This is a genomic window from Roseococcus sp. GW821-FHT12F05 (genome assembly GCF_058806835.1).
On sequence record NZ_JBXAQB010000017.1, the window covers coordinates 139,425 to 151,438 of the forward strand.

At 67.0% G+C, this 12,014-nt stretch carries 11 protein-coding genes; 7 read left to right on the top strand and 4 right to left on the bottom strand.

Going from position 1 to position 12,014, the window contains the following annotated elements; all coding sequences use genetic code 11:
* The first annotated feature begins 2 nt into the window (after positions 1–2).
* The 5 genes from AC1ROY_RS29200 to fabG all read left to right on the top strand — a co-directional run bounded on the left by AC1ROY_RS29200 (position 3) and on the right by fabG (position 5,236).
* A complete protein-coding gene (locus AC1ROY_RS29200; protein WP_493152452.1) occupies positions 3–995 on the top strand; it encodes a TRAP transporter substrate-binding protein in 993 nt (330 codons plus the stop codon).
* A 104-nt stretch (positions 996–1,099) separates the two neighbouring features.
* Complete coding sequence (locus AC1ROY_RS29205; protein ID WP_493152453.1) at positions 1,100–3,022, top strand: TRAP transporter large permease; 1,923 nt, start codon at positions 1,100–1,102, stop codon at positions 3,020–3,022.
* Between the two features lie 87 nt (positions 3,023–3,109).
* Positions 3,110–4,063 carry an ACP S-malonyltransferase gene (gene fabD, locus AC1ROY_RS29210; protein ID WP_493152454.1) on the top strand — a complete coding sequence of 318 codons (954 nt, stop codon included), beginning with the start codon at positions 3,110–3,112 and terminating at the stop codon, positions 4,061–4,063.
* On the top strand, positions 4,060–4,485 hold the full coding sequence (locus AC1ROY_RS29215) for a GNAT family N-acetyltransferase (protein WP_493152455.1): 426 nt from the start codon (positions 4,060–4,062) through the stop codon (positions 4,483–4,485). The genes fabD and AC1ROY_RS29215 overlap by 4 nt, the downstream gene beginning before the upstream one ends.
* 13 nt (positions 4,486–4,498) lie before the next feature.
* Positions 4,499–5,236 carry a 3-oxoacyl-[acyl-carrier-protein] reductase gene (gene fabG / locus AC1ROY_RS29220; RefSeq protein WP_493152456.1) on the top strand — a complete coding sequence of 246 codons (738 nt, stop codon included), beginning with the start codon at positions 4,499–4,501 and terminating at the stop codon, positions 5,234–5,236.
* 86 nt (positions 5,237–5,322) lie between these two features.
* On the opposite strand, the gene AC1ROY_RS29225 is transcribed toward fabG, so the two are convergent.
* Positions 5,323–6,003, bottom strand: a complete 681-nt coding sequence (locus AC1ROY_RS29225) for a helix-turn-helix transcriptional regulator (protein WP_493152457.1) — start codon at positions 6,001–6,003, stop codon at positions 5,323–5,325.
* Between the two features lie 84 nt (positions 6,004–6,087).
* On the opposite strand from AC1ROY_RS29225, the gene AC1ROY_RS29230 reads away from it, so the two are divergent.
* Complete coding sequence (locus AC1ROY_RS29230; protein WP_493152458.1) at positions 6,088–6,822, top strand: glutathione S-transferase family protein; 735 nt, start codon at positions 6,088–6,090, stop codon at positions 6,820–6,822.
* Positions 6,823–6,946: 124 nt separating this feature from the next.
* Here AC1ROY_RS29230 and AC1ROY_RS29235 read toward each other — a convergent pair whose 3' ends face one another.
* Entirely contained in the window at positions 6,947–7,846 is a 900-nt protein-coding gene (locus AC1ROY_RS29235) for a LysR substrate-binding domain-containing protein (protein ID WP_493152459.1), read from the bottom strand.
* Positions 7,847–8,008: 162 nt separating this feature from the next.
* On the opposite strand from AC1ROY_RS29235, the gene AC1ROY_RS29240 reads away from it, so the two are divergent.
* Entirely contained in the window at positions 8,009–9,259 is a 1,251-nt protein-coding gene (locus AC1ROY_RS29240; RefSeq protein WP_493152460.1) for an MFS transporter, read from the top strand.
* 167 nt (positions 9,260–9,426) lie between these two features.
* Here the strand turns inward: AC1ROY_RS29240 and AC1ROY_RS29245 are convergent, their stop codons facing one another.
* Both AC1ROY_RS29245 and ahcY read right to left on the bottom strand, forming a co-directional pair.
* Positions 9,427–10,509 (bottom strand): ATP-grasp fold amidoligase family protein, encoded by a 1,083-nt coding sequence (locus AC1ROY_RS29245; protein WP_493152461.1) that lies wholly within the window; start codon positions 10,507–10,509, stop codon positions 9,427–9,429.
* Between the two features lie 6 nt (positions 10,510–10,515).
* On the bottom strand, positions 10,516–11,913 hold the full coding sequence (gene ahcY, locus AC1ROY_RS29250) for an adenosylhomocysteinase (RefSeq protein ID WP_493152462.1): 1,398 nt from the start codon (positions 11,911–11,913) through the stop codon (positions 10,516–10,518).
* Positions 11,914–12,014: the final 101 nt, after the last annotated feature.

Genomic DNA, 12,014 nt, shown 5'->3' on the forward strand with positions numbered 1-12,014 from the left:
GCATGACAATCACCCGCCGCGCGATCATCCCGGCCAGCGCCGGCCTTCTCGGCCTGCCTGCCCTTGTCCGCCCCGCCCTGGCGGCGCCCCGGCACACGCTGCGGATGGTCTATCCCGACACGCCCCAGCACCCCTTCATGGCCGTCGCCCGCCGCTTCGCGGACAATGTGAAGGCCAAGACGAACGGCGACGTCGAGGTGCAGGTCTTCACGACCGGCCAGCTCGGCACCCAGGTGAACATGCTCACGGGCATGCAGACCGGCATCATCGACCTCTGCGCGCACACCTCGGGCTTCATCGACACGCTCTTCCCGAAGTTCATGGTGATGGACCTGCCCTTCCTCTTCCCGGACTCGGCCGCGGCCGAGAAGGTCCTGGACGGGCCGGTAGGGCAGCAGCTCCTCGCGGACTTCCCGACCAAGGGGATCTACGGCCTGTCCTACGGCTATTTCGGCTGGCGCGTGGTCTCCACCATCGGCCGCCCCATGCCGACGCCGGACCTGATGCGCGGCCTCAAGATCCGCGTGCAGCCGGGCGCGATCTTCGCCGCCATGTTCCGCACGCTTCAGGCGACGCCGGTGCAGGTGGATCTCTCGGAGGTCTATCTCGCCCTCTCGCAGCGGGCGATCGAAGCGGTCGAGACGCCGATGATCTCGCTGGAGGCGACCAAGCACGACGAGGTCGTGCGCACGGTCAACCTGACCAACCACGTCTACAACGCCTGTGCCATGATGGCGAGCAAGCGCAAGCTCGACAGCCTCGACCGCCGCTACCAGGAGGCGATCCGCGCGGCCTCGGTCGAGATGACGCCGGACTGGCGCCAGTCGCTCGCCACCGCCACCGAGGAGACGCAGGGCCGGCTCCGCGCCAAGGGGCTGGAGATCTCGCCGGTCGACCGCGCCGCCTATCGGGCGGCGCTGGAGCCCGTCTACGCCGAGTTCCGCAACATCATCGGCGCCCCTCTGATGGACGCCGTCCTCAGCCAGGTCGCCTGAGCCGCCGCGCCTGGAGCGCGGTGCGTTCGCTTCCGCTCTTGTCGCGGGATTCAAGCCTGCGGCGCCTTCGGTCATCCGCTCTAGGGGTCAGCAGCATGTTCCAGATGGCCAGGCTCGCCCTGGGGATCCAGCCCTCGGGGGAGGACGCGCATCATGCGCCTGTCCTGCCGCTCCGCTCCGGGGCGCTTGCCGGCGCCTATACGGCGGCGATGGACGCGCTGGACATGGCCTGCCGCGTCCTGCTCCTCCTGCTCCTCACCGGTGAGCTCTGCCTGATCCTGGTGGAGGTGACGCAGCGGCTGGTGGCGGACCACTCCTTCCTCTGGGGCGAGGAGATCTCGCGGCTGGTGCTGCTCACCATCGCCTTCCTCGGCGGCGCGCTCTCCTATCGCGCGCGCAGCCACACGGCCGTCTCCTTCGTGCTGCAGGCCCTCTCGCCCAGGACGCGGCAGGCGGCGGAGGCGATGCTCGACCTCATGATCCTCGGCCTCGCCGTCATCTGCGGGCTGGCCTCGCTCGATCTGCTGGAAATCAACTCCTACTCGATCATGCCGATGACGGAGTGGAACCTCAGCCTCATCGTGATCCCCTTCACCACGGGCATGGTCTGCGTCGGCCTCTTCGCGATCGAGCGGCTGGCGCGGCACCACGCGCTCCCCGCCGTCCTCCGGGGCCTCGTGGTCCTGGCCGCCTTCTCGGCCCTCGTGATGTGGGTGGGCTCGCCCGACATCCGGCCGAGCCAGCCCGTGTCCATGGTCGTGATGCTCCTGCTGTTCTTCGGGGTGATCCTGATCGGCCTGCCGGTCGCCTATGCGATGCTGTTCGGCTCGGTCCTGTTCCTGACGCTCACCGACCTCGCGCCGATGGTGGCGGTGGCCCAGAACACCATCGACGGCTCCGGCCACTTCATCCTGCTCACCCTGCCCTTCTTCATCTGGGCGGGCATGATCATGGAGAAGGGCGGCATCAGCCTCCGGCTGGTCAACTTCGCCATGACGCTGGTGGGCCATTTCCGCGGCGGCCTGCTGCAGGTGGTCGTCATCACCACCTACCTCGTCTCCGGCGTCTCGGGCTCGAAGATCGCCGACGTGGTGGCGGTCGGCTCCGTCATGCGCGAGGAGCTCGAGCGCAAGGGCTACAAGATGAAGGACGGCGCGGCCGTGCTCGCCGCCTCCGCCGCCATGTCCGAGACCATCCCGCCGAGCATCGCTATGCTGGTGCTGGGCTCGGTGGTGCCGATCTCCATCGGCTCCATGTTCGTCGCGGGCCTGCTGCCGGCGGCGGTGCTGGCCTTCTTCCTGATGGTGCTGGTCTACGTCAACGCGGTGCGCAACCCGACCGCGCGGGTCGAGCGCGCCAGCGGCGCCGAGCGGCTGTCCGCCGCGGCGGGCGCCGTGCTGCCGCTGCTCATGCCGGCCATCCTCATCATCGGCATCAAGTTCGGCGTGGCGACGCCGACCGAGGTGTCGTCCATCGCCGTGCTCTACGGCATCCTGATCTCGGCCTTCGTCTATCGCTCCATCGGGCTGGCGGGCTTCGTGCGTATCGCGATCGCCTGCGCCGTCATGTCGGGGATGGTGCTCTTCATCATCGCGGCGGCGGGCTCCTTCGCCTGGATCATGGCGGCGGGCAACCTGCCGCAATACCTCGTCGCCACGCTGCATGCGGCGGGCGACAGCAGGTACCTCTTCCTGGTCGGCTCCATGCTCATCCTGATCGTCGTCGGCTCGCTGCTCGAGGGCCTGCCGGCGCTGATCATCCTGGCGCCGATCCTCTATCCGATCGCGACGCAGCTCGGCATCGACGGCGTGCATTATGCGATGGTGCTGCTGCTCGCCATGGGCGTGGGCATCTTCATGCCGCCGATCGGCATCGGCTTCCACATCTCCTGCTCGGTGATGAAGAGCACCGTGGAGGACACGTCTCGGGCGATCATGCCCTATCTGGCGATGCTGCTGGTCGGCATCCTGGTCGTGGCCTTCGTGCCCTGGTTCTCCCACGTGGTGCTGGATCTGGTCGGCCGCTGAGCGGCCGGCGGGGAACTTCTCCGCAGTTGACTCTTTCCCCTCCCGAGGCGAAGGGGCTGGGATTCAAGAATCCATCACGGAACCGCCATGTCTCTTGCTTTTGTGTTTCCCGGCCAGGGCAGCCAGGCCCAGGGCATGGGCCGCGACCTCGCCGAGGCCTTCCCCATCGCGCGCGAGACCTTCCAGGAGGTCGACGACGCGCTGGGGCAGAAGCTCTCGAAGCTGATGTTCGAGGGCTCGCTGACCGAGCTCACCCTCACCGCCAATGCGCAGCCGGCGCTGATGGCCGTCTCCGTGGCGATCTGCCGCGTCCTGGCCAAGGAGGGCGGGTTCGACCTCTCGCGGCAGGTCGCCCTGGTGGCCGGCCATTCGCTCGGCGAGTACAGCGCGCTGACGGCGGCCGGCGCCTTCGATCTGGCGACGGCGGCGCGGCTGTTGCGGCTGCGCGGCGATTCCATGCAGAAGGCAGTGCCGCCGGGCGAAGGCGCGATGGCCGCGCTGCTGGGCGCCGAGGCCGAGCAGGCGGTCGCGATCTGCGCCGCCTCCGAGCAGGGCGAGGAGGGCCGCGAGGTCGTCCAGGTCGCGAACGACAATGGCGGCGGCCAGGTGGTGATCTCGGGCGCCAAGGCGGCCGTGGAGCGCGCGATCGAGGCAGCGAAGGCGGCCGGCGTGAAGCGGGCCATGCTGCTGCCGGTCTCGGCGCCCTTCCACTGCGCCCTGATGGCGCCGGCCGCCGATGCCATGCGCGAGGCGCTGGAGAAGGCGGCGATGGCGCATCCCGCCGTGCCTGTGGTGGCGAACGTGACCGCGGCGCCGGTCAGCGAGCCCGACATGATCCGCGACCTGCTGGTGAAGCAGGTCACCGGGACGGTGCGCTGGCGCGAATGCGTGGCGGCGATGGGGGCCGCGGGTTGCACGCGCTTCGTGGAGGTCGGCGCCGGCAAGGTGCTGACGGGCCTCATGAAGCGCAATGCGCCGGAAGCGGCGGCGCTGGCGATCAACACGCCGGCCGACGTCGAAGCTTTCCTGAAGAGCCTGTGAAGACCAGCATCCTCATCACGGATGCGCCGTCCCAGGAGGATACCGACACCGTCATCGACGGGCTGGTCGCCTTCAACGAGGCGGCGATCGGTCGGTCCGGACGGTCGAAACACGACTTCGCCGCGCTGGTCCGGGAGGACCGCCGCACCATCGGCGGAGCGCTCGGCAGCTCCTATTACGACTGGCTGGTGATCGACGTGCTCTGGCTGCCGGAATCCCTGCGTGGCAGCGGGCTCGGCAGCCAGGTCATGCGGGCGGCCGAGGCGGAGGCGCGGGCGAGGGGCTGCGTCGGCATCCGGCTCGATACGTTTTCGTTCCAGGCCCGGGGCTTCTACGAGAAGCTCGGATTTTCGGTCTTCGGCACCTTGCCGGAGCATCCGCCAGGCCATACGCGCTACTGGCTTGCAAAACGTTTAGACTGAGGGTCACACGGACATGTTCAAGCTCGACGGCAAGATCGCCCTGGTCACCGGGGCGTCCTCCGGCATCGGCATCGGCATCGCCGAGGCGCTGCACGCTCAGGGCGCGACGGTGGTGCTCACCGGGCGGCGCGAGGCGGAGCTGAACGCCGTGGCCGGGAAGCTCGGCGAGCGTGCGGCCGTGATGCCGGCGGACCTCAACGACCCTGCCGCGCCCGCCGCGCTGGTGGAGAAGATCGAGGCCGATCACGGCCGGCTCGACATCCTCGTGAACAATGCCGGCTTCACGCGCGACATGCTGGCGCTGCGCATGGGCGACGAGGACTGGAACGCCGTCCTCGAGGTGGACCTGAACGCGCCGTTCCGCCTCGCGCGCGCCGCGCTGCGCGGGATGATGAAGCGCCGGACGGGGCGGATCATCTCCATCGCCTCCATCGTGGGCGTCACGGGCAATGCCGGGCAGGCCAACTACGCGGCGGCCAAGGCGGGCCTGATCGGGATGAGCAAGGCGCTGGCGCAGGAGGTCGCGCCGCGTGGCGTGACCATCAACGTGGTCGCCCCCGGTTTCGTGGCGACGCCGATGACCGACAAGCTCAACGAGGCGCACAAGACCGCCTTGATGTCGCGCATCCCGCTGGGCCGGATGGGCTCGGCGCAGGATGTGGCTTCGGCGGTGGCCTACCTCGCCTCGGACGAGGCGGCCTGGGTGACGGGCACGACCATCCACGTGAATGGCGGCATGCTGATGGTGTGAGGGTTCTTGCCCTCAAGCGCCGGGCGGCGGTGCCGTCCCCTTCGCGGCCGGATATCGGACCGGCCCGCCGATCCTTCCACGTCGTGTCAGTCCGGCAGCGTCCTGCGCCACTGCGCCTTCAGCGTGGCGTGCCGGCTGGGGTAGCGCTCCTCCAGGAACTCCGCCGCCTCGATCCGGTCGGTCCGGAAGTGCCGGAAATCCGTGCGCAGCTCGCACCAGGCGGCGAGGATGCGTGTGGCGTCGAGATAGCCGATGGCGATCGGCCAGATCCGCCGCTCGCTGACCCGCCCCTGCTCGTCGGCGTAACGCAGCGCCACCTTGCGGCCGCCGCGGATGGCCTGGCGCAGCGCGGCCATGTCGATGCGGTCCGGCGCGTTGTTCCAGGCGGGCGTGGCGAGCGAGGCCGGCTCCAGCACCATCGGGCGCAGCCGCTCGGGCACGGTCGCGGCGATCTTGGCCATCAGGTCCCGTGCGGCCTTGGCCAGCGCCGGGTCGCCGCGATGCGCGACCCAGCTGGCGCCGAGCACCGCCGCCTCCACCTCGTCGGCCGTCAGCATGAGGGGCGGCAGGTCGAAGCCGCCGTCCAGCACGTAGCCGATGCCGGCCTCGCCACGGATGGGCACGCGCTGGCCGATCAGCACGGCGATGTCCCGATAGACCGAGCGCTTGGAGGTCTCGAGCTCGGCCGCGATGGCATCGGCGGTTACCGGCGACCGGTGGCGGCGTAGGATCTGGATGATCTCGAAAAGTCGGTCGGCCTTGCGCATGGGCATCGTCTCGCACATCGCTGCTGACAGCAGGGTGGCAGCAGCGACCTCGTATCACGTCGGCGTTCCACGCAGGAGGACGCGATGATCATTCTCTACGGCGCCGGCCCCGGCTTCGGCCTTCCGGAGATCAGCCCCTACAGCATGAAGACGGCCGTGCAGCTGCGCATGGCGGGGCTGGACTTCGTGGTCCGGCCGGCCATGCCCGCGCAGTCGCCCAAGGGCCAACTCCCCTTCATCGACGACGAGGGCGAGCTGGTGGCGGATTCGACCTTCATCCGCCTGCACCTCGAATGGAAATACGGCTTCGACCTCGATGCCGGGCTGGACGCGCGCCAGCGGGCCGAGGCCTGGGCGATCGAGCGCATGGTCGAGAACCACTTCGGCTGGACGGCCGCCTGGCCCCGGTACTTCATGGAGGACAACTTCGCCCTCGGCCCGGCGCGCTTCTTCGACCAGCTGCCGAGGGAGCAGCGCCCGGCGATGCTGGAGGCGCTGCGCTCCCGGGTGGCCGCCAACTTCCGCGCGGTCGGCATCACGCGGCATGAGCCGGACGAGATCGAGTGGCTCGGCACGCGCTCGCTGCAGAGCCTGTCGGCCATCCTCGGCGACAAGCCCTACCTGATGGGCGAGGCGCCGAGCGGCGTGGACGCGATCGCCTTTGCCCAGCTCGCGGCGCTGCTGACGCCGCATTTCGACTCGCCGCTGCGCCGCCAGGCCGAGGGCTTCCTCAACCTCGGCGCCTATGCGGACCGGATGATGGCGCGCTTCTATCCGGACTTCGTCTGGAGCCGGGTGGGGATCCTGGAGGCCGCCTGAGAGGCCGTCTGAAGGCACCGGCGGGTCGGATTCGCGGGCCTTTTCCGCGCCCGGCGCGTCCGGCGCCTTCCGGGCACGAAGAATCCTCCACGAATCCTCCTCCGCCAGTGCCTTCAGGCGGCCTCTACCCTTCCTCCACCGCGACGTGCCGGATCTGCCGGATCAGCGCCCGGGTCGCCGGCGCCGCCTCGCCGCGGCGGAAGGCGGCGGCGATGTCGGCCAGGATCGGCGCGCCGCGCAGCGGGCGGTAGGTCACGCCGGGGAGGGCGAGCGTCCGCCGCAGGCTGTCCGGCACCACGGCCACGCCGAGCCCCAGCGCCACGAGCGTCGCCACCGCGATCAGGTCGCGCCCGCGATGGGCGAGGCGGGGCGTGAAGCCGCCGCGCTGCGCCACGGCCAGGGTGTGGCTATGAAAACTCATGCCCGCCTCCTGGTCAGGGATGATGAAGGGCTCGCCGGCCAGGGCGGCAGCGGCGACGCTCTCCTCGGCGATCAGCGCATGGCCGGGGGGGAGGGCGATGAGCAGCGGCTCGCGATACAGCCGCGCCGTCACGATGCCCGGCGGGGCGACCACGGGCGCGCGCAGGAAGCCGATGTCGAGCCTTCCCTCGGCGAGGGCCTCGATCTGCGGGGCGGATTCCATCTCGTGGAGGTGCAGCTCCACCTCGGGGTGCTCGCGGCGCCAGGCGGCGATGGTCTGCGCCAGCACGCCGGAGAAAGCGGCCGAGCCCGCGAAGCCGATCTCGATGATGCCGCGCGCCCCGCGCCCGGCCTGCTGCGCGACGCGGACTGCGTGGTCGAGCTGGTCCAGCGCCGGGCGCAGCTCCTCCAGGAAGAGCTTTCCTGCGTCGCTCAGCGCCACGGAGCGCTTGGTGCGCACGAAGAGCCGTGCGCCGAGCTGGCGCTCCAGCTCCTGCACCTGCTCGGTCAGCGAGGGCGGCGAGATGCCCAGGATCTCCGCCGCCCGGGCGAAGTGCAGCGTCCCGGAGACGGTGAGGAAGGCGCGGAAGTGGCGGAGCTCCATGGCGATGACCCTGGTTCGACAATTCGGCCCAGCCTAATTCTTTTGCACTGCAACATGAATGACTTTGTCAGCATGCGTGACCTATTTTTGCGCATGCGGTCCCCGTGGCCGCCAAGCCTGCCCAGGGAAACGGCGTCCAGCTCCTTCGAGGACCAGTTTGTCATGAGCAGCACCGTCGCCGACACCGTGACCCTGTCGGCCCATCCCCGGGCCGAGACGCCCTTCATCGAGCGCGGCACCGCGGATTTCTTCCGCACCAGCGTTGCGCTGTTCTGCGCGGGCCTCGCGACCTTCACCCTGCTCTACTGCACCCAGCCACTGCTGCCGGTCTTTTCCCGCGAGTTCGGGATTAGTGCGGCGGCCGCGAGCCTTGCCATCTCGCTGCCCTCCATCGCGCTCGCCATCGGGACGCTGGTCGCCAGCGCGCTCTCCGAGACCTTCGGGCGCAAGCCGCTGATGGTGGGCGCGGTCTTCAGCTCGGCCGGGCTGACCTTTCTCTCCGCCTTCGCGCCGAGCTGGGAGAGCTTTCTGGTCCTGCGCACCCTTCAGGGCCTCGCGCTGGCCGGCCTGCCGGCAGCGGCCATGGCCTATCTGGCCGAGGAGGTGCATCCGCGCTCCATCGGCTTCTCGATGGGCCTCTACATCAGCGGCAATGCGCTGGGCGGCATGGCCGGCCGCGTGGGCACCGGCCTGCTGAGCGACGTCACCTCCTGGCATGTCGCCATGGGCGGCATGGGCGCCTTCGGCCTGCTGACCGCGCTTGTCTTCCTGTTGAACCTCCGTCCGTCGCGCCACTTCCGGCCGCGGCCGCTGAACCTGACGGGTCTGGCGCAGGGTTTTGCCACCCACTTGCGCGAGCCGGGGCTGCGCGTGCTCTTCCTGGTGGGCGCCATGCTGATGGGCGGCTTCGTGACGGTCTACAACTACATCGGCTACCACCTGCTTGCGGATTTCGGCCTGAGCCAGACCTGGGTGGGCCTGGTCTTCACGGTCTATCTGGTGGGCATCGTGGCCTCGACCTTTATCGGTTCTCTGGCCGACCGGATCGGGCGGGCGAAGATCTTCTGGGTCAACATGGTGGTGATCCTGATCGGCCTGGGCGTGTCGCTGCTGCCTTCAGTGGCGGGCTCGGTGCTGGGGCTCGCGATCGTCACGCTGGGCTTCTTCGGCGCGCATGCCATCGGCAGTGCCTGGGTCGGGCGGCGGGCGCTGCACGCCAAGGCCCAGGCGTCGTCGCTCTACCTCTTCGCCTGCTATGGCGGGTCGAGCGTGATCGGCACGATCGGCGGCTGGCTCCTGACGGCTTATGGCTGGCCGGGCGTGGTCGCACTGGTGGCTGGCTGCATGCTGGTGGCGCTGGTGGCGGCGCTGTGGCTGTCGCGGCTGAAGCCGCTGGCGCAGCCTGTTGTGTGACCGACGGCGAACCGAAGCAGTTCGATTTCGGCGGAAGCGCCTGACATCCTGAAAACGATAGGCGCGGAACGAAATCCGCTCTCAGGCGTGGCGACCGAAGGCGCCGGAGGCCTGAATCACGCGTCAGAGCAAAAGACCAAGCCGTGCTGGGTGAGTGAAAGCATGGTTTAATCAAAAATTAGGCGTGAGGCGATCTCCTCCGCTTCCGGAGGAATAAACTTCATCAAGCCACTGCCAGGGCAATTCGTTATTTCCCCAACGAGGCAATTTCTTCCATCGGAATATAAATCAATACTTACAAATGAAAATCTAGCGCTTAATATACCGGAAATCTCCAGCATTTCTTTGAGATTTTCTGGTCTTTCCACATACTGATCGCTTTTTGGATATCGTGTCGAAAAATTCTGCTCGTTCCAGGACAAATCGAAAATCTTCCTTTTGTGATCTCCTCTGCGATCCACGTCAACCTGGATCATTTTGGGTTTTCCGCCAAAACAGAAAATTTTATAATCATTGATATTTGTGTCGTTAAATATAATCGGCTCTATAATGATTTTTGGCTGGAGAGTTTTGTAATTGGATTCCCGTGTACGTTCATAGTGATTGATTTCGAGCCAGCTTGCGATCTCGGTCAGATCGATATCTTCACCTTCCCTCCTGATGATGACGTGACCGCTCAGATGAGTGGGCTTGATGCAGCAAGCATCGGGAAATGTGTAGGAATGAACGTCACTGGCCGAATGCAGGACATGAATCGTCGGGACATTATATGAATCCCCTAGAGCAGATTTTACATATATTTTCATGAATTCTTTGTCCGTTACAAACACCCGCAACGGATTTTGTATTTCGGATGTCGTCTTGATGTTGTAGATGTAGTCATTGAAAAGAAGACGATCCGTGGGCATGCGCCGCATCCGGTTCGCAAACATGATGGTCGCGTAAAGCCAATCTCCGTGCTCGTCCTGCGACAAGGCTTTTTGGAGAAATTCGGCATGCATGGAACTGATCTGCTTGGGGCTGAAGAGCTCCGTGAGTAGCTGTGGCGGTATGACTTGCTTCATTTCATCCTCTGCCCATCGACAAATCGCGGTCGCACCACTTTTTTTGGATAGGATATGGGCGCAGCGAAAACCGGGCTCGATATGGCGTGGTCCAGAATACAGACACGCCGCGCATCCCAACAAGGCCGCTGCCCCAAACGAAAAAGGCGCGCACCCGCCAGGGATGCGCGCCTCTTCGTCAGCCACGAAGACTCAGTAGCGGTAGGCTTCGGCCTTGAACGGCCCGGAGGACGCCACGCCGATATAGGCCGCCTGGTCGTCGCGCAGCTTGGTGAGCTTCGCGCCGACCTTGTCGAGGTGCAGGAAGGCCACCTTCTCGTCCAGGTGCTTGGGCAGCACGTAGACCTTCTTCTCGTAGGCGCCGGGGTTCGTCCACAGCTCGATCTGCGCCAGCGTCTGGTTGGTGAAGGACGCCGACATCACGAAGCTCGGATGACCCATCGCGTTGCCCAGGTTCACCAACCGGCCCTCGGAGAGCAGGATGATGCGGCTGCCGTTGGGGAACTCGATCTCGTCCACCTGCGGCTTGATGTTGGTCCACTTGAAGTTGCGCAGCGCCGCGACCTGGATCTCGCTGTCGAAGTGGCCGATGTTGCAGACGATCGCGCGGTTCTTCATCGCGCGCATGTTCTCGAGCGTGATGACGTCGATGTTGCCGGTGGCCGTCACGAAGATGTCGGCGTTCGGCGCGGCATCGTCCATGGTCACGACCTCGTAGCCCTCCATCGCGGCCTGGAGCGCGCAGATCGGATCGACCTCCGTCACCATCACGCGGCAGCCGGCATTGCGCAGCGAGGCGGCCGAGCCCTTGCCCACGTCGCCATAGCCGGCGACCACGGCGACCTTGCCGGCCATCATCACGTCCGTGCCGCGGCGGATGGCGTCCACCAGCGACTCGCGGCAGCCGTAGAGGTTGTCGAACTTCGACTTGGTGACGCTGTCGTTCACGTTGATCGCAGGGAAGAGCAGCTTGCCCTCCTTCGCCATCGAGTAGAGGCGATGGACGCCCGTGGTCGTCTCTTCCGACACGCCCTTGATCGAGGCGGCCAGCTTCGCGAACCAGCCGGGCTTCTCGCCGAGCAGCTTCTTGATCAGCGCGAAGAAGACGGTCTCCTCCTCGTTGGTCGCCTTGTCGAGGAAGGCGGTGTCGCCATTCTCGGCGCGCAGGCCGTAATGGACGAGGAGCGTCATGTCGCCGCCGTCGTCCAGCAGCATGTTCGGCTCGCCGCCGTCACCCCATTCGAGGGTCTTCTGCACGTAGTCCCAGTACTCGACCAGCGTCTCGCCCTTCTTGGCGAAGACGGGCGTGCCGGCCGCGGCGATGGCGGCCGCGGCGTGGTCCTGGGTCGAGAAGATGTTGCAGGAGGACCAGCGGACGTCGGCGCCGAGCGCCTTCAGCGTCTCGATGAGGACCGCGGTCTGGATGGTCATGTGCAGGCAGCCGGCGACGCGGGCGCCCTTCAGCGGCTGGCTGGCGCCGTATTCGGCGCGGGTGGCCATCAGGCCGGGCATCTCGTCCTCGGCCATCTCGATCTCCTTGCGGCCCCAGGTGGCGAGGGAGAGATCGGTGACGATGTAGTCTTGGGCCATGCGCGCTTGTCCTTGTGCGGTCTGGTGCGGCGTGGCCGTAGCATGCCCCGGCAGGCCTGCCTAGAGGCATAAGCATGTCTTTATATGCCGCGACGGACGCG